16 protein-coding genes are annotated in these 24962 nt (G+C 40.6%); 13 read left to right on the top strand and 3 right to left on the bottom strand.

Going from position 1 to position 24962, the window contains the following annotated elements:
- The first annotated feature begins 241 nt into the window (after positions 1-241).
- The 13 genes from H0W62_02160 to H0W62_02100 all read left to right on the top strand — a co-directional run bounded on the left by H0W62_02160 (position 242) and on the right by H0W62_02100 (position 14439).
- The gene (locus tag H0W62_02160) at positions 242-2557 is read left to right on the top strand and encodes a CRTAC1 family protein (GenBank protein ID MBA3647344.1); all 2316 of its coding nucleotides are present in this window, start codon (positions 242-244) and stop codon (positions 2555-2557) included.
- A 145-nt stretch (positions 2558-2702) separates the two neighbouring features.
- Positions 2703-4073, top strand: a complete 1371-nt coding sequence (locus H0W62_02155) for a vanadium-dependent haloperoxidase (GenBank protein MBA3647343.1) — start codon at positions 2703-2705, stop codon at positions 4071-4073.
- 25 nt (positions 4074-4098) lie between these two features.
- A complete protein-coding gene (locus H0W62_02150) occupies positions 4099-4635 on the top strand; it encodes a hypothetical protein (protein MBA3647342.1) in 537 nt (178 codons plus the stop codon).
- A 486-nt stretch (positions 4636-5121) separates the two neighbouring features.
- Positions 5122-5481 carry a hypothetical protein gene (locus H0W62_02145; GenBank protein MBA3647341.1) on the top strand — a complete coding sequence of 120 codons (360 nt, stop codon included), beginning with the start codon at positions 5122-5124 and terminating at the stop codon, positions 5479-5481.
- Positions 5482-5760: 279 nt separating this feature from the next.
- Complete coding sequence (locus H0W62_02140; GenBank protein MBA3647340.1) at positions 5761-6006, top strand: WGxxGxxG-CTERM domain-containing protein; 246 nt, start codon at positions 5761-5763, stop codon at positions 6004-6006.
- A gap of 151 nt (positions 6007-6157) precedes the next feature.
- Positions 6158-7834: a T9SS type A sorting domain-containing protein gene (locus H0W62_02135; GenBank protein MBA3647339.1), complete on the top strand. Its 1677-nt coding sequence runs from the start codon at positions 6158-6160 to the stop codon at positions 7832-7834.
- Between the two features lie 96 nt (positions 7835-7930).
- Complete coding sequence (locus H0W62_02130; protein MBA3647338.1) at positions 7931-8479, top strand: translation initiation factor IF-3; 549 nt, start codon at positions 7931-7933, stop codon at positions 8477-8479.
- A gap of 96 nt (positions 8480-8575) precedes the next feature.
- A complete protein-coding gene (gene rpmI, locus H0W62_02125; protein ID MBA3647337.1) occupies positions 8576-8770 on the top strand; it encodes a 50S ribosomal protein L35 in 195 nt (64 codons plus the stop codon).
- A gap of 16 nt (positions 8771-8786) precedes the next feature.
- Positions 8787-9131, top strand: a complete 345-nt coding sequence (gene rplT / locus H0W62_02120) for a 50S ribosomal protein L20 (GenBank protein MBA3647336.1) — start codon at positions 8787-8789, stop codon at positions 9129-9131.
- A gap of 80 nt (positions 9132-9211) precedes the next feature.
- Positions 9212-10351: a hypothetical protein gene (locus H0W62_02115; protein MBA3647335.1), complete on the top strand. Its 1140-nt coding sequence runs from the start codon at positions 9212-9214 to the stop codon at positions 10349-10351.
- A 58-nt stretch (positions 10352-10409) separates the two neighbouring features.
- Positions 10410-11582 carry a hypothetical protein gene (locus H0W62_02110; protein ID MBA3647334.1) on the top strand — a complete coding sequence of 391 codons (1173 nt, stop codon included), beginning with the start codon at positions 10410-10412 and terminating at the stop codon, positions 11580-11582.
- Positions 11583-11597: 15 nt separating this feature from the next.
- Positions 11598-12176: a gliding motility lipoprotein GldH gene (locus H0W62_02105; protein MBA3647333.1), complete on the top strand. Its 579-nt coding sequence runs from the start codon at positions 11598-11600 to the stop codon at positions 12174-12176.
- Positions 12177-12354: 178 nt separating this feature from the next.
- Positions 12355-14439 carry a T9SS type A sorting domain-containing protein gene (locus H0W62_02100; protein ID MBA3647332.1) on the top strand — a complete coding sequence of 695 codons (2085 nt, stop codon included), beginning with the start codon at positions 12355-12357 and terminating at the stop codon, positions 14437-14439.
- Positions 14440-14492: 53 nt separating this feature from the next.
- On the opposite strand, the gene H0W62_02095 is transcribed toward H0W62_02100, so the two are convergent.
- The 3 genes from H0W62_02095 to sprA all read right to left on the bottom strand — a co-directional run bounded on the left by H0W62_02095 (position 14493) and on the right by sprA (position 24944).
- Positions 14493-15392 carry a flavin reductase family protein gene (locus H0W62_02095; GenBank protein MBA3647331.1) on the bottom strand — a complete coding sequence of 300 codons (900 nt, stop codon included), beginning with the start codon at positions 15390-15392 and terminating at the stop codon, positions 14493-14495.
- A gap of 67 nt (positions 15393-15459) precedes the next feature.
- On the bottom strand, positions 15460-17319 hold the full coding sequence (locus H0W62_02090; GenBank protein MBA3647330.1) for a T9SS type A sorting domain-containing protein: 1860 nt from the start codon (positions 17317-17319) through the stop codon (positions 15460-15462).
- Positions 17320-17669: 350 nt separating this feature from the next.
- Positions 17670-24944: a cell surface protein SprA gene (gene sprA / locus H0W62_02085; protein MBA3647329.1), complete on the bottom strand. Its 7275-nt coding sequence runs from the start codon at positions 24942-24944 to the stop codon at positions 17670-17672.
- Positions 24945-24962 lie beyond the last annotated feature (18 nt).

Here is a 24962-nt window from a genome sequence, read left to right as displayed (position 1 = left end):
GATAAGGTAAATTGAGTGTAACAGATGGCAAATTTACCAATAAAGTGCAACGGTATAAACCATTTGCTTTTCGTTAACAAAGTTTTAAAGACCGTTAACAGCCCCCTTTTAAAGCTTAAATACCTTTGCAAAAGGAAATTTACAAGAGTGTCTTTTATAATCCAATAGAAGTATACGCCTTCATATTATACAAATCATTATACAAAATCAATTAAAAATAATAACAGCTAAAATTAAATTCATGAAAAAACGTACACTTCTTATTGTTCTTGTGCTGGTTCTTATTGCCCTTGGCAGCAGCGCATTTTTAATGAGAAAAAAAATTACCAAAGTATTTACAGCAGGTAAGTCAAAATCACCCTATGCAAATATTAAGATTGAAAGTTCCACGATGCCTGCCATATATACTGAGCTCATTGATAAATCGAATCCATTTACCTTATATGGCAGGAATGATGAAATACTCCCCCTTGTTCAGAAGATGTCGGATAAGGATCCTGAAAATCTGCAACTAAAATTTTCACTGGGCCTTCAGAATATCTATTTCGGAACTACTCAAAAAGGGATTGATATACTGGAGTCGCTGGAGAAGGATCCGAAATTTATGAACAATGAAGCATATACTAAACCTAATGATAAAGGTTGGTCGAAGGTAGATTCACTTGAAAGCTTTATTGCCGTTGGCTATCTTCGTTTGGGCGAACAGCAAAATTGTATTAATAACCATAACGATCAATCCTGTATTTTTCCAATATCCGGAACCGGTATTCATACCAATAAGCTTCCGGCTGAAGAAGCCATAAACAGGTATGTCAAAATTGTTCAGAGTAAGCCGAAAGATTACTTATCGATATGGTTGCTGAATGTTGCTTGCCAGGCGAATGGATCAGTGCCTTCAAATGTTCCTTCACAATATATTATACCGGCAGCCAGGTATAGGAATGAGTGGAATTGCCCGAAGTTTAATGAAATAGCCATGGACCTCGGTATTGAAAACACGGGCTGGGCGGGCGGTGTCTGCTGTGACGATTTTGATAACGATGGTTATATTGATATCATAAGCTCCAGCACCGGACTTAGAGATAACGTAAAATATTTTCATAACAATGGCAATGGAACATTTTCAGACTGGACGGATAAAGCCGGACTACGCGGTGAGTGTGAGGGGCTTGATATTGTACACGCTGATTATAATAATGACGGGTGGATGGATTTTATTATACCAAGAGGCGGATGGAAATATGAAGCAGGCCATTTGCCTCCGTCCCTGATGAAAAATAATGGCAATGGTACTTTTACTGATGTCACAGTGCAGGCAGGCTTAATGGACTACAATCCATCACAGGTTGCAGAATGGGCAGATGTTGATCATGATGGAGACCTCGATCTTTTCTTAGGACATGAGATGGGTTACCCCAGCAGATTGTATGTTAACAATGGCAATGGAACCTTCACAGATATTTCAAAACAAAGCGGTCTCGACCTTACCAGTTATGTTAAAGGGGCCAATTGGGGCGATTATAATAATGATGGGTTCCCGGATCTGTATGTTTCGTGTTTCCAGCATCCATCCCATCTGTATAAAAACGATGGAATAGACAGCAAGGGAATGGCGCATTTCACCGATGTAACTGAAAAGGCCGGGGTTCCATCGCATTCTTCCAGTTTTCCATGCTGGTGGTTTGATTATAATAATGATGGCTGGCAGGATCTTTATGTGTCCGCTTACCAGCCAGGATACACCATCAATTCATGTCGTGAGTATATGGGCCTACCAATGGACTCCACCTTATTCCCTTGTCTTTACAAAAATAACGGTAATGGAACATTCACGAATGTAGATAAGGAATCACATATCGATTATGAGACCTTTACCATGGGCTGTAATTTTGGCGATTTAGATAATGACGGTTACCTGGATTTTTACCTGGGAATAGGAGCGCCTGATTATAAAGCAATATTTCCAAAGCGGATGTTCCACAACCACGAAGGAAAATATTTCGAGGATTGTTCGTTTTCAGGAGGATTCAGCCAGTTGCAAAAGGGGCATGCGATTGCTTTTTGTGATTTTGATTTTGATGGTGATCAGGATGTTTATGCCGATTACGGTGCGTTTTATTATGGCGATGTTTATGAAAATGCGCTCTATGAAAACCCGGGATTCAATAATAATTGGATAAACGTAAAATTTGATGGTGTTAAAACCAATAAATACGGTGTGGGAAATCGTGTAAAGCTTACCTTTAATGATGGTGGAAAAGAGCGTTCGACGTATTTCATAATCAGCAAGGGAGCCAGCTTCGGAGGAAACCCCATCCGGTTACAGGCAGGTGTTGGAAAGGCCTCAGTTATTGATGAAATGGAGATCACCTGGGAAGCAACAGGAGAAAAACAGGTGATAAAAAATATTCCTGTAAATAAAGTCTATCTGTGTAAGGAAGGGGCTACAGATCTCTCAGAGGTTGCGGTGCATTCTATGCAGTTCCAGACTATGGAACGAAAGATGGCAGCGGGAGATACATCTGGAATGAATAAAATGCACCATATGAATATGTAAAGTATTTGATGGCTGTTTCAGGATTTAAATAAAGTACTATCTCTTATTATTTTGAACACTAATATCAATAATAGCTATCAGAAAAAATCATTTAATAATTACATTTGCTGACTCTAAAAAATTTCCGAACAATAATTTTATAAATATGAGAAAATCAACTGTCGCTTTAGTGCTTGTAATTGCACTTTTAATAAGCAGCAATTACAGTTGTAAAAACATGAGCTCAGATTCCGGCAGCTATAACAAAATTTCAAAGCCGGCTTCCGATTATTCTAGTAAAATGGCACTGTCCTGGCTTGATCTGCTTTGCACACAGGTAAAAAAGCAACGGATGTCGCCACTCGCAGCAGCCCGTTCATTTGGCTATTATGGGGTTACTATGTGGCAATCCATATATGCCGGCGTTCCCGGGGGCAAATCACTGATCGGTCAATTAAAAGATTTGAAAACATTGCCGACCCCCGATCCTAATATGATCTATGATTGGCCAACTGTAATGAATAATGCGCTTTCTATAGTTTGCGACGAAGGTGTAGCGCGCTACATCTCAGCCAATGATAAAAGCTTTAATGATTTAAGAGATAAAAACAACCATGCGCTGGATAGCATGCTGAATAATAAGGACATATTCGAACGTTCTCAGAAATTAGGTGCTGATCTCGGTAATGCAATGATTGACTATATGAAGGGTGACAGCTACGATTACACCCGGGAAAATAACATCTATGAATCACCATCACGCGCCAACCATAATGATTACTGGGAACCTACAGAAGCGTATGGTACTGCAGTGGAGCCCTTTTGGGGAACTCTTCGTCCATTAGGCATTGACACAAGCGAATTATGTCTTATGAAACCTAGCATGCCCTATAGCTCAGATATGAATTCCGAATTCTGTAAAGATTGCATGGATGTTTACGGTGTTGATACATCGTTTACGGAAGATCAGCGGATCATAGCTCTCTACTGGTCTGATGATGCAATTGAAACTTATACTCCTCCGGGGCACTGGCAGCAAATTGCAAAACAGCAAATCCGCAGAAACAATTATAACCTTGCTAAAACAGCGGAACTCGAATGTTATCTCGGTATGGCCCAGTATAATGCATCTATAGCAGTATGGAAATTGAAATACAAGTATAATTATTTACGTCCTGAAACGTACGTTCATGAAGTGCTCAATAAACCGGATTGGAGGCCTTATATTGAAACTCCCTCTTTCCCCGAGTATCCATCAGGACATTCCGGGTTCTCAGGATCATCTTCTGAAGTGCTCACGAAGTATTTCGGCAACGACGTTGTGTTTACCGACAGCACTGATATGATGCTGGGATTATTGCCACGGAAATTCAGCTCTTTTAAAGCTGCAGCGAATGAAGCGGCTATGTCACGTCACTATGGTGGCATCCACTTTACAGCAGGCATTAAAGACGGCGTAGTGGTAGGAAGCTGTATTGCAGATAATCTATTGAAGAAGGTAAAATTGGTGGATGAGCCTGCTACCGCAAAAAAGTAAATCTTAAACACCTAAACAATAACTCATGAAGAATATTTTGAGAAATATTTTTTTGCCGGTGCTCATCATACTTCCTTTCCTGGGGAGGGCCCAGGGGATTGTGATGAAAAATCTTTTGTCTCAGGACCATAAAGGCACGATCTCCAAGACCGTGAATTTTAATGGAAAGCCGTTGTATTTTGAATGGAAATTTGACTCCACCACTTACAATGGTTTACGAGTTCACTACCACCTGATGCTTGCAGATAATAATGGGATGAAAAATGCAGTAATTCTTCCGGTGATGATCCGTGACCTGATCAGGAGCACTTACTTCGAAATTTATTTTAATAATGGGAAAGAGACAAAAACATTTACTTCTATTTTCAATAAAGATGACCGGTGGCTGCGGACCATTTTTGCGCCGCAATGGGGTTGCCGCCGTGGCGAAACCTGGCCCCGTGTAACCGATGTAAAAGATTATGATCAACTCTTGAGCTCTATCGTAAAAGAGATGGATGCCAACCTTAAACTTGATTGCTTCCGAGGGAATGAGAAGAATGTGATGTTCCCGGCGGAGTAATATCAACTTTTCCCGAAGAAAGAAAGCTGGCTCCATTTGAGCTGGCTTTTTTTATGAAGCAAGTCCTATGGAAGAAATGGATGTTATATTTATCCGCAAAAAGATTAGCTGGAAGTAAATCCTCTGCATCATATACCAATTCCTGGTACCAAACGCCGTAATAAGCTGGAAGAAAATGTAGCGGCAATAAATATTACATTAACTGCAGAAGATTTACAAATGATCGATGCTATTTTCCCTAAAGACGCAGCATCAGGTAACCGCTATCCTGAAACTATGATGAGTTCTGTAAACAGGTAAAAAAAATTATAAGATTCCATTCAAAAAATAATAAGCTATGCTGGAATTCTAGATAATTTAAAGTATCAGTTGGATTCATCTCCTAAAAACTTTATGATAAAAACATTAACTCAATAATTGTTTTTAAAAACACAGATCTTAAAACATTATATAACATGTTCCTTTCTTCGAAAGAACATGCCGCAAATGACGGTTGCTCCTGCAACTATTACCAATCAGGCGGGTAAAAGTTTTAAAGCTCATGGCGATTATATTTCGGGAAGAAACCTTTTACTTGATCCCGTGAGATTAATAGTGCAAACATCGGCAGTTCCACTTGGGGGCTTCAGCAGGCGACTCCATCTTTATAAGAAGTTTGAACAGAATGGAATTGACACCATTTTAATAATGGTGTATGCATTTTGTCCACAAGAAGATGCTGCAAATATTAATAAAGGATTGACAGATTTTTACTTGGACCCATGGAAGAAGCATCTTAACAATGAAAATGTGCTTAGAAAAAATAACGTAAACTTAAATGTTATAAGCAGTCTTTCTGAAGACTAGTTATCATATATGGATTTAATAACTTGAACAAAGAATGGCGGTAATTTGTTCCTATATTTTTGTATATCAAATAGTTATATGGTAGCTTTCAAGGTTTAAAGAATAAGAATCTGGTTATATATTTTCCCATAATGGGGATTATCATTAACGTATCTAAAGAGTTAAAACGAATCCCGATTTATTTTTAATAGAATGTTAGGGTTAGTTTAAAGCGGCGGTCTGGATAGAGTGGACATGGCATGTTGATTGTAAATAATATATCAGATCAAATACTCAACAATGAAAAAAATAACACAAATTTCCAGCGTTCTTTTCATCTGCGCTTTCTTAAGTATTAACAATCCCGTGAAAGCTCAGACTGATCCTAACAACCCTGCAACTACTACTGACCAGACTTACAATCATGATAATAATGATCATATGGATTGGGGATGGCTGGGTTTAGCAGGTTTATTAGGTCTTTTAGGATTGCGGAAAAAAGATGATGTGATAAGGAGGACAGATACTACTACCACTAACCGGTAGTATTATTACTATAATTAAAAACCTCTTGCTTTATAGATTTTTAAATAAATCTGTAAATCCAGGGGGTTTTTTTATGATTCCGATGGTAAGATATTTGACTTATTTTTACGTCAAGTGTAGATTTTATTCTATTTTATTCAACATAACATTAATGAAAAGATTTATTGCTGTCTTATTTTACATCACCTTTATTCTTAATAGTAATGATACTAAAGCACAAACATTTGTTGGGGGTACTTTATCTGTCAATACTATATGGACACCAAAAGGGAATCCTTATATAGATACTTCTGATTTAATTATTCCCGCGAATATCATACTCACTCTAAAACCTGGAGTAGTACTCAAATTTAAAGCTCAAAGGTCAATACTGGTGGATGGAACTATTTCCGCAGTTGGAACAGCTGACAGTGTAATAATTTTTTCTATAGATACTTTACCAACCGAACAGGCCTTCTGGTCCGGCATATACATTCGTAGTGATGCCATGCCTTTTGACTTTATTTCCAGCAGTGGCTGCAATTTTCAGCATTGCATCCTGGAAAATGGCGGTACTTCAAACTTTTTCCAGGCGCAGGGAGGCGGCGAATTCACTTTATATTCTGAAATAGGTATTTATTTGGATCATTGCATGATCAGAAATGGATATTGTGGCTGTACAGCAGGCTCCAATTCAAGGATTTCAAATAATGTATTCATGCACACAACCGCTGATGTATTAAGCGGGCCCATTGTTAGGATAGGAAAATCTTCAACTGTTCAGAGCAACATTTTTTATAATAATACGGTATCTACAAGCGCCGGCATGGTGAGCTTAAATAAAAATGTAAAGTGCTTTAATAACATCTTCACTAAAAACGATTTTGTTTTAAGCAATTCACTTTATATTTCGGATTCCAGCTTGTTTTATGGAAATACATTTACTGACAATTTAGATGCATCTATTTTATTGGAGCAGGGCTTTTGTTACAACAATACCATTGTCCGTAACCAGGCATTTAATGTAATGGTTACTATAAGCAATAATAATCCCCATTTTTACAATAACAATTTGTTGCGCAATGTCAGCGAGGTGCAGGGTAATGCTTTTGAATTCGCCGGCTTTCCTGTTGCAGGGCCTGAAACTGCTGTGGTTGAAAATAATTATTGGGGTAGTGCCGACAGTGCAACAATCGCTTTATTGATAGAAGATCAAAATGATAACAGTTCTCTTTGCCGGATTGATTTTGTACCATTCCTGGCGGTGCCTGATATTAATGCCCCGGTTATTCCCCCTGTTTGGGCGCATAAAAAAGATTTGGGAAATGGGCAGGTTCAGTTAACATGGTCAAATAATCAGGAAACGGATCTTAAAGGTTATAAGATATATTATAAAAATTTTACCGGTTATTCTTTTACTAATTCAAAGGATGCAGGTTCCGATACCACAGCAATTGTTGACGGTGTATCTATTACAGATACTTTTGCTGTTACCGCTTATGATTTGCAGGCAACCGGGGTACAGGATCAGCTATCTGGCCATGAAAGCTGGTTTACAATTGCTACGCTTGATACATCGACCGGCATTAGTGAGGTAACAAAATTTTTTATGAATGGCAAGGTGTCTCCAAATCCACTTCATGACCATTTTATTATTAAATTGTATGATAAGGTACCTGGTGGCGTAGAGGTAGACATTTATAATTTATATGGAAGGCTGGAAAAAACATTACGCGTATATAATACATCAGAAACTATAGATGTTCATGATCTTTATCCAGGTTTGTATATCATTAAAATTAATTCCGGTGGTCACTATCTTGGATTTCAGAAAATTGAAATTCAATAATTTGATTTTTATAATTCTCACCACTCGTTTATTATCATCTTGTTTCTAACTTGCACACTAAATTTTCAACCTAAATTTTAACGAAAAAACAACATCTTGGCAGTATTTCAGAGGAATGTAAGAAAACCGCGTGAACCGGAACATCGAATCAATAACCGGATTCAGGCTCCGGAAGTAAGGCTTGCCGGCGATAATGTAACACCCGGCGTGTATACTACCCGTGAAGCTCTTCGAATGGCAGAAGATCAGGGCTTAGATTTAGTGGAAATAGCCACTACGGCAACTCCGCCTGTTTGCCGTATTATTGATTACAATAAGTTTCTTTACGAAAAAAAGAAAAAAGAAAAGGAACAAAAGGCCAAGTCTGTTAAGAATGTAGTTAAAGAGATCCGCTTTACTCCCAATACCGATGAGCATGATTTTGAATTTAAAACGCGCCATGCGGAAAAATTTTTGCAGGAAGGAGCAAAAGTAAAAGCCTATGTTCAGTTTCGCGGCCGCATGATCTTATTTAAAGAGCGCGGCGAGTTGTTGCTTCTCAAATTTGTCGAAAGACTGGTGGAGTTTGGATCCCTGGAGCAGTTACCGAAGCTTGAGGGCAACCGAATGCATGTAATGATCAATCCCAAATCCCACAAAAAATAAGATTAAGCAAAAAAGATCTCTTATTTTGTTGCTAAAAGAGATTTTCTTTCTCAGGTAAATAGTTTTTCTATCTTTGCCGTCCCGAATTTTTATGTTATGCCTAAAATGAAGACTAATTCCAGTGCTAAAAAGCGGTTTTCGCTTACAGGTACCGGCAAAGTGAAACGTAAGAAAGCGTTTAAACGCCACATCCTCACTAAAAAAGCACACGATCGCAAAAAGCAGCTGGGAAAAACTGCCTATGTTGATGATGCTAATTTTAAGCATATAAAAAAGTTGATGTTAATTTAATTAAAGATTTACAAGAATGCCACGTTCAGTCAATAATGTAGCCTCCCGCGCCCGGCGTAAGCGAATGCTTAAGAATGCGAAAGGATATTTCGGGAGGAGAAAAAATGTTACCAGTGTTGCCAAAAATGCTGTAGAAAAGGCAATGGTTTATGCCTTTGGAGGCAGAAAGCAGAAAAAAAGAGATTACCGTGCGTTATGGATAGCTCGTATCAACGCTGCCATCCGTGATGAGGGACTTAGCTATTCTCAGTTTATCCATAAGCTTAAGGGGGCGGAGATCCTTTTAAACAGGAAGACGCTTGCCGACCTTGCAATGAATGATCCAATTGCATTTAAAGCTGTAGTTGCACAGGTAAAATAACTAACGAATTTAAATTAGCCCTTGAATAAGCTTATTCAAGGGCTAATTTTTTATAAAAAATCCGAGTGATATTTTAGCCAATGTTTTTTAGTCAGATTATTGGTCAGAAGGAAATTAAGAAACGTCTGGTTCAAAGCGTTAAAGAAAACCGGGTCAGCCATACACAGCTTTTTGTAAGTTCCGAAGGAAGTGGCGATCTGCCTATTGCATTGGCATTTGCACAATATCTGAATTGTGAGAACAAGCTGAATGAAGATGATTCATGCGGAAAATGTCCCTCATGCATTAAGGCACAAAAGATGATTCATCCGGATATTCACTATTCTTACCCGGTAATAAAATCAAAGCCTGATAAAGTTTCGCTAAGTACTGATTTTGTTAAGCAATGGCGGGAAGCCATTATGGTAAATCCCTATTTAAACCTTCTTGACTGGCTTGACTTCCTCAACGCAGAAAATAAGCAGGGAAATATTACGGCAGATGAGTGCAGAGATATCATTCATAAGCTTAGCCTTAAAATATTTGAGTCTCAATACAAGATTCTCATTATGTGGATGGCAGAATACATGGGCAATTCAGGAAATATATTGTTAAAACTTTTTGAGGAACCTCCTGAGAAAACTTTAATCATCCTGATAACGAAAAGCAGGGATCAGCTCTTATCCACCATTGTTTCCCGGTGCCAATCTTTAAACATTCCCTGCATCGTAGATGCTGAGCTGGCAAATGTATTAACAGAAAGGCATACTTTAAGCCGGGAGGAAGCCCGAAAAATTGTTCGTAAATCGGAAGGTAATTATAATGAAGCTCTTAAATTAATCAGTAATATAGAGGACGATAACCAGCAACTATTCAGGAAGTGGATGCTTCTTCTGCATCAAAACAATACGGAGGATATTTTAAACTGGGTAGATGAAATGTCGCGCCGCGGAAGGGAAAACCAAAAGAGTTTTTTCAGGTATGGATTGGAATTTTTTCGGGAATGCCTGGTATTACAACATACCGGTGAAAAGAATTCGCAGTTGTATGAAGAAGAAAAGCGATTGGCTTTTTGGCTGACTGAAAGGGTAGAGCTTGATAAATGGGAGTTGATAATAGGGTTATTCGAGCGTTCTCACTATCATATTGAACGAAACGCACATCCTAAAATCCTTTTCATGAACCTTTCAATTCAGTTACAAAATCTGATCAGTAATAAAAAGTTATTTTTATCGGCCTAAGCATGTCTCAATATTTTATGTATAGGCTCAATAATATATTCAGTATAGATTTTGGGTTATGAGTTGTAATGGCTGCACTATAGAGTCCGGCGGCAAGCCAGCTGGCTGCAAATCAAATGGCACATGCACAAATGGCGGTTGCAACCGCCTGAACGTTTATGACTGGTTTAGCTATATGCCAATAGTAAATGAGGGAGAGGTACCCGGTTTTCTGGAAGTAAGCTTTAAAAATGGCGCGCGTAAAGGATTCTATCGTAACATGCACCATCTGGATATTGATACCCATGATACGGTGGTAGTGGAAAGCGGTATTGGAGGCACAGATGTAGGTGTTGTAACCATTAGCGGAGAACTGGTAAAGCTGCAAATGAGGCGTAAGCATGTTCAGGAAAATTCAGATGAAATAAAAAGTGTAATAAGAAAAGCCAATGATTATGATCTGAGGAAATGGGAAGAATCGCGGGCACTTGAACAGGCCACGCTTGTAAGGGCCCGTGCCATAGCAAGGCAGCTTGGATTAAATATGAAGATCGGTGATGTAGAGTACCAGGCCGATATCAGGAAGGCTACTTTTTATTATACTGCCGATGATCGGGTGGATTTCCGTGAATTGATAAAAATGTATGCAAAGGAATTCCATGTAAAGATTGAAATGCATCAGATAGGTGCTAGGCAGGAAGCAGGGCGGATCGGAGGCATTGGCTCCTGCGGAAGGGAACTGTGCTGCAGCACCTGGCTTACCGATTTCAAGACTGTGTCTACGGCAGCAGCCCGCTATCAGCAGCTAAGCATAAATCAGGCAAAGCTTTCGGGCCAGTGCGGAAGGTTAAAATGCTGCCTTAATTATGAATTGGATACTTACCTCGATGCCTTGCAGGATTTTCCTCAGCATATGGAGAAAATTGAAACAGAAACCGGCATTGCTTACCTGCAAAAAACTGACATTTTTAAGCGTCTGATGTGGTTTGCTTATAAGGACAGCGCCATCTTTCATCCGTTAACAGTCGACCGTGTTAAAGAGATAATGGAAATGAATAAGCTAAATACCAAACCCGCCGACCTTGGTGCAGTCAAGCTATTACCTGTTAAAGAGATTATTGAATATGCAGACACAGTAGGGCAAACCACATTAACCTCTTTGGAAAAGAAGTCAAAAAAGAAAAAAAATAAGAACAGAAATAGAAATAAGAGGGATATGCCTGCAAATTCCCAGCCCCGGAATAAAAAATGATTTTCTGCAATCTTTATGAATTCGCTCATTAAAAGGAAAGAAAAAAAAATTGCTAAAGATTATACCTCTTGCCATAGTATATATAACCTGAAGATTCCCTTTAATTTCAGGTTATATGAATACCATTTATTTCTTTTTCTTATATCGGCTTTATTATTTTCCTGTGATAAAAATCGCATCTATGAAAAAAATATTCCCATCGAAAAAAACATATGGGACAGCAAGGTAATTGCACTATATCCGGTTGAAATCAGTGACACTTCTTTACTTTATAATATCTATGTAAATATTCGCCACACAGACAATTATCCTTATCAGAATATATGGCTGAATATTGGAACAGAGTTTCCGGATGGTAATAAAGCAACCAAACGTATTGAGGTTATGCTTTCCACCGATGCCGGAAAGTGGTTTGGAGAAGGGTTGGGAGATATTTGGGATTACCGTTCCATGATTGAAGAAAATGCCTATTTTCAACAACCCGGACTATATACCTTTTCCATTGAACAGAACATGCGCGCAGATCCGCTACCCGGAATTATGTCTGCCGGCCTTCGTATAGAAAATACAGGAATAAAGCGCCGCCCGCGTTAGTTACTTAATCTTTATCAAGGCCGGCTTAGATTATGGAACAGAGGGTTTAATTCATATTCCTGATGTTAATCTTAATTTAATTGAAAGTTGGATTAAATCTGTATGTAGTATTTTAGCTACCTATTTATAAGTAACTGTTTTATCTTTATATCGTATAAAAGCCAAAATCTAACCTTCCATGTCATTAATATATACACGTACCAGGCAGTGGTGCATTTGTTCCATTGTTCTGTTTCTTACATCTGTTCAGTGCTCCTCCGGTTATAATGTTACCAAAATTGCAGCTACCTATCGAAGCGGGCAGGTATTTATTACCTGGAAAAATCCGGCTATTGCTTCTAACGTACAGTATAATATTTATCGCAGTTCATTACCGATCGTTACCGATCTTTCAACGGCCACCTTTATGGGATATGTCAGAGACAGTTCCTCTAAAAACATGCGCCGCTCACATCTGAATGGCAAAGATGTCTTTTTCAAAATTTCAGATGCCGCGGCGCCGCTCGCATCCAATATCGGGGTATATGCCATCACCTGCACTGACAATAAACCATACTACTACACTGTAACGGTAAAAACCCTCAGCGATGGATTAGAGTCTGTTAAAATTAAAGTGGGAACCAATACACTTAAAAAGGCCATTGCAGAAACTGTTGCGGACCCACAGCCCGTTTATCAGGATTCTGTAAAATGGACTTCAGGGGATATAGTGAAATATTATGTATGGTTCGGAAACAATCAGAACCTTCCTAATTTCCCCGCTATGGTAAATTGCGGATCCTATGGCTTTAATTTTTATATCCTCAAAAGGGGCACTGCAACACGCTATCCTGTTTTTCTTCTATATGAAGGATTAGATGAAAATTCCCTTCGGGGCAATGGTCTTGATGTGTTTGGAAATGAAACCAATTGCTATATTATAGGCCTTGACGACTGGCTTCCAATACCTATTGGCAGCGGAGTAGATGCAGGCAAAGGCACTTTCTGGACAGGATACCAGGAGAATTTTGATATATACGCCGCTTCCAATGCCGTGCCTTCAACCGGGCTTGTTAAAACGTATTCACAGACCCGCTTTATCCATACCCTTGATTGGGCCAATAAATACCTGCCTTCTGATTCCACACGTGTATATACTGTTGGTGTTTCTGCAGGTGGCTTTGGCGCTTTTATGACCGGAATAATTGTTCCAAAGAAAATTGCAGCCATGTATACCGTGGTAGAACCTGTATTTGTAAAGAGCTATTCAGAATCTGATGATGAGATGTGGGGGACATCAAAGACCAACCTGCTGTGTGATCTTACCAATCCTGCAACCGGACAGCCATTGCATATATTCGAATTAATGGATTTTAAAAAAATGGCGCTTTATGAAAAGCAGCTGGGCTGGCCTTTGGTTTTCAGCATACAGGGAAAGCCAGACCCCAGTATTGGCTGGCAGGATAAGCCAAAGTTTTTTGATTCAGTACAGGCAAATCAGCAGGGTGGCGTATATTTCTGGGATCAGCGTGTGCATGATGGAAGTGGCGCAAATTTTTCGGATAATGAAACCACTCCCGATTTCTTTCGCTATCAAACCAATAAATCTTATCCTGCATTTTCCCATTGTTCTGCCGACCAGGACGCAGGAGACGGAACCATATCCGTAGGAGATCCTTTCGGAGCCATTAACGGGTACCTGGATTGGGAAGATGATATTACAGATCAATCCTGCAACTGGTCTGCGAATGTTTATTCGAAGGATTTACTGGTAGGTGGCTTACCTCTTTTACCCCTGTATAGTTATTGTTATTCAGACATTACCCTGCGGCGGTTACAGAATTTCCACCCATTAACCGGAACTACTATTAAATGGTACAACGTGGATGCAAGTACTGACACCATTCAAAGCGGTTCATTCCTCTATGATGGCAAGCTGTTTAGATTGACAGGCATGCGCGTAAATAAATCCGGTAATCAGATTATCGTTAAAAGCTCTGGTTGCAGTCGTGATGAACAGGAGTTGTCGGCTAATAAATCAACAGAACAAAATAAGACACTAATTGTCCGGACAAATTCAGGATGGAAGGTCCAGTTAAATACAGATAACAATCAGCCTGTTGAATGGATGCTGTACGATGTTTCAGGACACTTGCTTGCCAGTCAAAAAATATCCTGCATGGCAGGTGTAAATGAATTCGAAGTTTCCGCAATTACCCGGGGTGTATATTTACTTCGGATAAAAGGAACCAGCTATTCACACAGTGAAAAAATTATGTTCTGAGTCAATTCTATTACCAGTACTTTTCCATAAGCTAAAATCAAAACCATATCCAATTAAGCCTGGAAGTTATTCAAGAGCAATACCTTCCAGGCTTCTGTTACTTTATTTTCTTCAAGTAATGTTTTCGCATATAACTGCAGGTGATAACGAAGTGATTCTTCATCGTGCTGAAAACGCGTTATGATTTCCTGAACGTCTTCGGAATTTTTTACTGCATTAATTTCTTCCACAGGTGGCAGACGCTCCATATTTCCCAGCATACCCAAATCATTTCCAGTCAATACATTGCTTAACCGGATTGCTTCCGGAATGCCATCGTAACCAATGGCAGGCCGGCTCTTTGGCTTTTCCACTTCAAATATAGCTGGCCCGGAAGCGCGCACGTAATAGTCTGCCCCAAGGCGGGCAACCAAATCAATTTTCTGCTGGTCAATTTTTCCTTCCGAAGAAAGTATTGCTTCTTCAATGTGCATTACCAGTATTTCACAGATAACCAGGTTGGCTGCTCCGCCTTCGGTTCCCATAGGTTTAATTTCCACCACTTTGCATTCGAACTGAACAGGGGATTCCTTTACCCTGGGTGGTTTAATTTTATCAGATTGAATAGCAGTAAAACCTGATTTAATAAATTCATTAGCTCCCTTTGGGAATTCGACACTTGCCAGCGACATCTGCTGTACCATGTTATAATTTACTGTGTTAATCACTACTTCAGGAACTTCCTGTAAATTTTCCAGAGTATGCTTAATAGTATTATCCCGCACCCTTCTTGCAGGTGAAAATATGAGCGTGGGAGGATTACTTCCGAAAGCATTAAAAAAGCTGAACGGTGAAAGGTTAGGGATGCCGTTTTTATCTACGGTGCTTGCAAATGCTATTGGACGCGGCGCAATGGCACTAAGCATATATGCATGCAGCTTAGCAACAGAAACTTCCTTAGGATCAATGGTCATATCTTTTTCAATATAAAAAAAATCCTGCCTTCGTAGAAAACAGGACGTAAATATTGCAATTATAGCACTAATGCTGAATTACCAATTTCTGAATGACAGCTCCAATAGGATTTGAATATCTTATTACATAATATCCATTCTTAAGATTGCGGAGGTCTACATTAAATCTGTTAGATCCTTTTATTGCTTCAATCATTTGCTCGTATACTTTTTTACCTGTGATATCAAATATTTGCAAAGGTGCGCCGGAAGAAATATCACTATCGAACGAAATTTCAATAGCTGCATCTGCTGGAACAGGTGACACTCTGAAATTTGGGCGGAAGCTTTCTAAATCTGTATTTCCTTTTTTATTTATTGCCTGGCAATTGCTTATGGTGAAGTGTGCTATGTTAGTTGCCCAGCTGGCTGAAGGATTATAGTTAGAAGTAAACCAAAAAGAGCCATCCGAAGGATCTGTTACAAGGCCATTATAATCACCATACCGCGAAGAGATGTTCGAAGCAGCACCGGTTTGTACATTTGTTTCTTTTGCAGTCATCCTGTTCAGCGGGTCACAAGCTGCCCTGCCAGAAAGGCGAATGCCGGGGTATACGATTGAGTTGGATACATTGTAGCCCAATGCAATTGATCCGTCTTTGTTAATGCTGATGCTGCTCATCCAGCGATTAACTGTGCGGAAGGAATAGGTTCCCTGCTGGTATATGAACCACTTGTCATTATTATCGAGCCGCATTTCGTACCAGCGAACACCAGTCACTCCTGTGCCGGTGGCATTGCATACATGGGAGCAGACAATAGCTTCATGGTCGCCAAAATTCCGATATTGCACTTTGTCCATGATCACATCGCTTAAAGGTTCCAGCTTGGTATTGCTATTCGGCTGCGGAATACATGAAAAGTTATCAAATCCGCATAAGTTGCTGTTGTATGGAATGGTTGGTAAATTAATAGGTCCCGTGATAGTGGAGTTGGAAGGAATGGTCCAATCAATGCTTAACTGAAATAATTCAAGCCGGTCGGTATCTATAGAGCTTCCCCAGGCATCATCAGCGACCCGGATCACCATTGCGGGCTCAGAAGCAGGAGGCGGCTTATTGCCTGTTTCCGTAATGGGTGATGCAGCCTGGAAACCTATGGTAGGAAAGCGAGCCAGTGAAAACATCTGTACTATTCCAATCGGCTGACCGACAAGCAAACTGCTGCGGTTAAGGACCCAAATGCTGGGAGCATTGGAATTGGTAGTGATTAAATAGGAGTCCCCCCATACTGCAATTTTCGGATAGTCTGGTAATCCGTTGGATGGCGTAAATGAGTACACATAATAGGCGCCGTTGGGGTCAGGAGTTTGTGAGACGCAAACATAAATTTTACTATAAGTATTCGAAAGTGTAGAAATTACGAAGCGATCTGCCTGCTGGTCATAGAGCACGTTAATATCCCCGCCGTCACTTTGACCAAGGATGCTTTTCAGCTGCTTGCTGTTTGCAATAATGTTTCCGGATTTATCCCAAAGGCGAATAAGTGAACCGCTCAGTGTTCCGTTTATAATCTGAAACACATGGTTAGGTCCTACCGCCATACTGTTATCGGAAGGCTCTGAGCCGGATTGCAACCCTGCCCAGTTAGATAATACCGTGGCGGCAGTAGTAGAGTGCATATTACTGATCTCTGATTGAAGTGCAGGATCAGGTCCTGCAGGAAGCGCATGAGGATTGGTAACGGGCATGTGGCGCTCCAGAGACCGATTATCTCTTTCCATCCTCGGACTTTTCATATCAGCAGTGCTTTCCTTAATGTCGCGGAGTGCTGGAGAAATTTTTTCAAGCTTTATAGAAACCTGTTCAGGATTGCTTAAAGTAGTTACCTGTGCATGGATTACTATTGAATACAGAATTGTAAACAAAAAGAGGAGATGTTTTTTCATTTCAGTTTATTTAAGTGCTAAGCTAGGTTTCTTTCTAATTAAAATACACCGGGTTTAAACCTTGATCAAGAATAACGATTTCGTATTCTGCTCCCGGCAGCTTCACTCCATCAGACGTTGAGCGTTGGCGGAGGAAGCTGCGGATGTAAGTAAAATTAAGCTTACCCATTACTTCTGCAACGTCAACCTAATAGTGACGCCACTATCTGTATAGCGTATAGGAAAGGAGGAAATTTTAGGCGTGGAGTAACGCTTATCGAAAAATACATGAACGTTCACAGTATTCGGCTCCCCGCAGCTTCACTCCATAAGGCTTGAGCATTGGCGGAGGAAAGTGCGGATGAAACTAACTATTTCTGCAACGTTAACCTGATGGTGACTCCACCATCTGTATAGCGTATAGGAAAGGAGTTGGAAATCTTAGGCGTGGAGTAGCGCTTATCGAAAAATACGTGAACGTTCACAGTATTGCTGACCGTGTAATCAAAAGAAGGAGAAATGGAAATTGTTTGAATACCGCCGGTTGGAAGGGAAGCTACTGCCTGGTCGAGCTTTTCGCTTACGATAAGGTTGTCTGCATAGGAAATATTCAACAGGAAATTCACATCATTTTTCAGCCGCTTCTTCTTGCCATTCACCTTAAACGGAATAGGCACATTCTGAAACTTATACCCTATACCACCAGTAACCTCCTGGTTTCTTGATTCCGTCAGCTGGTAGTCAATCAGGCTTAATCCAAGATTTCTTCCCCGGTTGTACTGAAGCTTGGTGGTTAATGAATTTTTCCAGGTTAAATCAATTCCTATCAGCGGTGCGAACTGCTCTGAAATAGCAATTGCAGGAATGGCGAAGAAAGAAATAAAGTTTTGTGAATTGGGATCTATTATAGATGGAAAATAAATATTCCCGCTGTTGTTTCCTCTGAAATTTAGTGATGAGGCAAAGGCACCCACGCTTAAAGTAGAGTTATAGGCATGCGTCACATTTACAGAGTTCCAGATCTTCTTTGCCCATGGATATTTGCCTAACCCGTTATAAGTGATGCGCCAATTGGGAATTGGGAAGTTTTTAAAGGGAAGACCAAGGGAAATCTTATTTGCATCCTTTTTACTGTATGCAGCAAGAAATGCGGGTATAAGCACATCCTGTGAATAGGGCCCGTAACCCTGCGAATAATTCTGTAAAGAATCATTAAATACACCCTGGGAAAAAGGATTCACTGTTCCAAGCCGCTGCGAAATAATGGTGCGGTTATTTTCAAATTCCAGGAAAGTGGAAGAAAACTGATTAGGCTTTAAAGAAGTAAATGCAGTCTTTATGGTAAGATAAGACATGCTGAAGGTACCAAACTGCTGACGGCTTAAGTGCTCAAATCCGGCTCCGATCGAGGGTCTTTTAAAATACTCGGAAAGGTTGTCCGTAGTAGATCTCATAAAATTAAGATCGACTAGAAAATCCTTGAAAGGCTCCAGCGAAGCCTTCATGTTGAGAGCCTGCGTTTTGTTTTGTATAAAAAGATAGTTTAGGGTAGTATCATTACTGATCCATCCTTTTCTTGCCTTGTCGTTCAACCAGTTAGAGTCAGGCTGATATCCAAAGATAAAATCCCATCCCGGCGCATTCTCACTAAAGTCCTGCCCAATCCACTTTGGCTTAAACAGATATCCGGGAAGGGTAGTGTTATGGTTATCTGAGAAGCTCGCTGAAACTCGTTTCAGCATTAATGGAAGCCGTACAAACAAGGCTTCAAAACCAGTGGTTTTAGCCTGCTGATTCTTAACAGTCCCCCTTTGCGTGGAATCGGATTGATTTTTTATATTTTGCCTTGGAGCCTGCACTCTTGAAGAAGGTGCATTGGTATCATACTTCTTAAGGAACTTTGATTTATTATAAAGATTGCGCAAATTCAATTCACCGTTCAGGGCTACATTTTGATTATTAGAAATGGTATTTCCTAATGGACTGGGTACGATGCGCTGGGTAACGCTGTCGAAGACGAGCGGGCCTGTGAGCCAGTTATAGTTACTGCCATAACGCGCTGTAACCTGGGTCCAGTCAAGGATCGGTATTTTACTTAAAGGTAAAGTGTATGTTACGTTTGCTGAATGCAGATAATTGGTGGTTCTGCCCAGCTTCTTAATATTATTCCAGACCGAATCCTTCTTCTCTTGCGTATTGATTAATCCATCCGGCTCATCGATACGCGTATTTGCAGCGGCATTAAAGTCAATGGAAAGACCTCTGGTAAGGTCCCATTTGAACCCTTCAAAACGATCCCAGGTGAAATACTTATTATAAGTCGGAAAAATAATTTCGTCGGATGTAATTGGCCTTAGTAATAAGGATCCAATCTGCCGGTTTATGGCGGTCCGGAATGAAAGATTTGTGGGGTACGGATTAAAATTGATGTCCCGGATAATCTTCAGCCATTTCGATTTTGAAGGAATGACTTTGCCAAAAGGCGTGATAAACTTCGATTTACCTGGAAATGTATAACCAAGTTCGCCGTGATAAATACGGGTCAGCTGTGATTGAATTATGGGTGTATGAATATAGGTTCTGGTATATGCAAGTGTCAGGTTCAAGTTTTCAGGTGAATAAAGATGCAGCTTCTTATTGCGGTTAGAGCTCACCTTCCTGATATTGGTAAAGTTCACGCTTCCTATTGAGCTGTAGGTTTCTGCCGCTTTACGAGCGGCAGCTCTTGCCGCCGGACTGGCAAGCTGGTTTAATTTTTCCTTCAGCAGTATATCATGGTCATAAGGATCATATTGCGGGTTACTGATAGCCTTGGAAATACCCGCATACAATGGCAAAACAATTCCCGATGTTTTAGGGAAAAATTTTCCGAGCTGTAAGTTGGTTGCAACGTCATACTGATTAAAGTTATCCTTAAACCGGTTTTGAACCTGCTGCTCTATCTGTCCAAAACCAATGGTATGCATCGCCCCCGATAGAGCAACAGTCCCCAAATCTGCAAGCTTAATGTCCGCCCGTGCAATGGCGGCATATCCACCGCTTTCATCCAAACCGCTCAGGCGCAGCTCATCGAACCATGCCTCTGCACACTTTGAGGCTCCATCATCGTCGCCTCCCTGGTTTTTTGGATTTCTAATACCTAACATAGCGGTTGCTGCAACTCCTAAATCAGGGTTTCCAATAATGGTGACCCGCGCGCCCGTCGCTGTACCAATAGTATATGGAACATTCAGAGGAATACCGGCGAGGTTTCTTGCTTCTTTTGCATTAACGAGGTCTGTTAGAATAATATGAAAATCATTTGATATTGGCCAGATATCGTTTGCATTACCTGTTCCTGCAAGCGTAACAGTCAATGGAACTTCATATTCATAGTAGTTACTCACGAAGTCGGTACCCAGACGCATGAAGGCGGTAATATCTCCATTGTTTAATACCTGGCCGCCCGAAGCTTCGGCATGCACAAACATGTCGAGGGCCTGATAGGTGCGTAAATCGAGGTTTATATTTTTATAAACAGCTCTCGAGTCACCATCCTGTAAATTGCAAACCTGCAGAGAAAGAGACTGTTCATTTTGAAAAAATGTACCTGTCTGGCCAACAATCTGCTCCCGCTGAATACCCGGAGGAATAGTATACCGGATCGGAACCCTTTCTGAATTTTCTTCAAGACTAACAGAAGTGACATTAAAAAATGTATTCCCGGCATTGTCATCAGGTAAGCTTTCACCTGGTTTTTTCAATGAAAGATCGTACTTACGCCACTGGTTGCGAACAAGCTCAAAACGATCGAAGCGAAGTATAATGGTGGTATCAAATCCTGAAAGGTAAGTTCTGATAAACCGTATAGAACGAAAATCAGGGATACCTCCTATACGCTCTTCATAATCAGTGATTGGAATTTTTATTTGTATCCATCGCTCCTGCTGTATACCTCCGCTCTTATCCAAAGGAACGGTAGTCGATACCGCATCTGTTACAAATTTTTGACCTACCCTGAGATTGACAGGGTTTATCCGTACATGATATTGAAAATACTGCTCATTTTCATTTACCGAATTATCGTGGTTCAGATCCTCTGATTCGGGTTCATTTGTAGAGGCAAAAATCAAGGTTGAGGTGGCAGTAGATACCGGGGAATTGCCGTCAGGACCATTGAATTTACTATACCGGTCAAGGATATTCGTCTGGGCTGCATCGTAAAAAGGATCGGCATAGTACCTGTAATTGTCATTGGACGGATCAGCGAGAGCTGCCTGGTAGGCAGCCTGGTTAGTCAATGCAAGATTATTAATATACCCTTTGAAAAAGTTAGCTTCGTCTGAGTTTTTAACTCCATCATATCCAACATCCTGAAACTGCCGTGCATTGGGGTCATTATCGAAAGCATTGGTAATAGGAGGGGTTTTGGCGGAATATCCCCAGACACTTCTGTTTACAATAGTGGTATCACCGGTGGGAGAAACTCCATTTTCATATTCAAATTTCGAATCACGCAACACATCCTCTGAAATGTTTCCAAGATCGATATACAGGTCTCCATGTGTATTTTGTGATGAATCATAGCCAAACGGATCCAGCATCCACAGCTGTATGTATTCTACATTCGCTTCTTCAAAATCGGTCTGATCGATGCTGCGCTGAATACCTGCCCAGCGCTTACTGATATTCGCGGAACTGGTATCCAGAAATTGCAGGGAACCATCTGCGCCTACTGTAAGTACTGAAGTAGTATCGAAATTATAAGGGCCTCTTTTACGGGGTTCATACCGAAGATCAAAAGTGTTCTCATTTTGAGGGACAAAGCCACTAGTAACATCTTTTTTCGGGAAAATTTCTTTAGTAAGCACCTGCCTGGAGTACAGGTTGTATATCTGTGTATAATTACCTTTTATTCCGGCGGGTGCTTGGTTACCCCAAAAGTAGGGATCGATGTTATACCATGACAGTTTCGACCGGTCAAATCCATACCGCCAGTCGTTAATTGCTGTGGCAAATGGAATGGAACCGTCTTGAGGAGTGCTGGCAAGTCCCCAGCTTGCAAAAGGAAAACGCAGATCGTAAGTAGTGGAAGTACCTTCAAAATCATCGATATAGACTGTGCCATTTTTACCAATAGCTTTTGAATGCCCGGGCTGAAGGCGGGCCGCCTCACCGCTAATGCTTACCGTTGATTTTTCCTTGGTTTCAATGAAAGGAATTTTATCAACTATACTGGTAAGGAAATCGGATGCAGAAGTATAGCTGCCATCCACACCATAAATAGCATTTGAAATAGGGTCTTCGCCCACATTAACCTTATTGGTAAAGGGTCGTTCCCACTCTTTCAGTAAGGTGCCGCCGAATGACAAATGATCATTAATGTAGTAATCAGCACGTACGCCAAATAGTGTCTTGGTAAGAATGCCAAATGTGGCATTGTTTTCAAAAGCAACACTTACAGGTATTCCTGAATTCAAAAGTCCCTGGTTAAGAATCTTGACGCGACCAAGGTTATAATCCACCGTATAATCTGCATTTTCTATCAGCCTTTGTCCACCGGCGGTAACGGTAACGGAGCCTTCTGGCACATTGAAGGCACCCAAAGATATTTCAGATGAAACACTCGATTTATAAGATCCCCTTAAAGCATACCTGTTAAACTCCGGAAACTGCAGGGCCACTGTTTTTGTAGAATCATATAAGACCTGGTATACATAAGGCTTGGAAGCAGTAGCAGATGAAAATTTACTTGCAAGGTCTTTACCGAATGGTTCCAGCACTGGAAAAATAACTTTTCCATTTGCGGGATTTATAGTGATTCCAGGAATGAAATCAAACACCCCATCAGGCTGCGGGTCGTTGTTGCTGTTTAAGCGGTCAAGCCCTAATACCTGAATGAGTGGCTTGCCATTGATATTATCTGCAGGTATGTAACGTTTTTCCCCGCCACCCGGATCATAGTAGTAGACATCTAAATAAAAATCCTGAGGATTGACCTGGAAAGCGCCAAGCGAATAAACGTTTTTCATCATCAGCTGCCAGATCGGCAATTGGGTACGAACTGAAGTGGCCTTCAGCATTTTTAAGAATAGCACGTTGGCAGTATCCGTATTAGGAGGAATATCCTGCGCAAATTCACCTACCTGGTAAACCTGGCCATTGTAAGTATATTGATAGGCCACTCCAAGAACATCATCCGGGCTCAGCTGCTGATTAAGCATTAGATATCCCACACGCGGATCGAAAGTATATTCAGTTGGAGAAAGTTTCCTGGCATAAGTTTTTTCAAAATCCTGAACCGGTATCAAAAAATGAAAATCGGGTCCAGTCAATTCAGCAATTGTATTGTCAAGTGATCGGGCCGAAGAATGGGATATTAAAGTGGGGTATAAACTATTTGAATTGAGATTAGGAACAAGGGAATATGCATATGGCAATGGATTATTACTCCCATTGTTGAATTCAGTTCGATAAGGGCTTGGTTCACCCAAATCTGCAAATGCCACTACATCCCGCACATCTACTGTAGCTCCTGTTTTATTCGTGACCCAAACCTCTATCTTATTAACAGTTACACCTGAATTGATAATTGGAATTTGTGCAAGCGCGCCATTGTAATGGTTACGGAAGTATTGGGCAAGCAGGAAGTTCCGGTTCTCATCATATTGATCAGCGGTGAGCCGGAATACCTGAGTTTGTGCACCACCCTGCACCGTAATATTTTGTGATTGTGATTGCTGCTGGGAAACAACACCGGTAAGCGTTAACCGCCCGAATTGCAACTGTGTCTTTAAGCCAAACAGGCTTTGGCTTCCCTGAATAAGCGTCCCATGCAAAGGCAGCTGGATATTTCCTGCCTCAATTTTCTTTATGATCTCATCATCGTAGCCGGTATAATCAAGCTTCACCTGGTTTTCAAAATTAAATGTCGATTCTGTATTGTAATTTGTAGTAAGCTTTAATTTATCGCCGATTTTCCCAATTACGTTCATCTGTATTTGCATAGCGAATTCAAATCCGCCCTGCCGCTGCTGCCTGCGCGTAAGTGTGGGGTTCAGGATATTCTGAAAGTTTCCGCCAAAGGTGAGATCGATATTCCCCTGCGGGCGTATATCCACGTGTGTGCCGCCAAAGATCCGGTCGAAGAGGCGGCTGTTTACATTCACATCGGGGATTACTCCCTTTTCAGAAAGAAGAGAAGCTGCATTTGAACGGTCTTTCCAGTATTGCGCGTCGGATTGTTTGTACTGATAGTTTAAAAAATCTTCAAAGCTCATGGAAGATGGATTGCGATAGAATTGATCGCCCATCGTTTCATTAATTATGTATTGGTTAGATTGTGGATCATACTCTACATCTTTTTTTACATTCGAAGGATCCTGTAAATCGAAAGAATTGTCGGGTGCAGCAAGGAAATCGGTAACGCGATCGTGAATAGGATAATGCAGATCAACTGCAGGAGGTGTATCTGCAGGAGCATTATATACCGGGACAGAGAAAGATTTTATTTCTTTTGAATCTTCACTAAGGCTTGCAACCGGTTCGTCGGGAACCACCTGTGGTATATATAAAATATGAAAACCATTTTTTCCCATAGCGGAAAGAATGGTAAGGGACACAAAAGCAGTGAAAACCAGTAAAGAGATGTTATTTTTTACCTTCAAGAACTGTGATGGTTTTAC

This window comes from Chitinophagales bacterium, from assembly GCA_013816805.1.
GTDB lineage: Bacteria > Bacteroidota > Bacteroidia > Chitinophagales > UBA10324 > MGR-bin340.
Note: the sequence above shows the minus strand (reverse complement) of the source record. Positions and strands in the feature narration are given on the sequence as shown.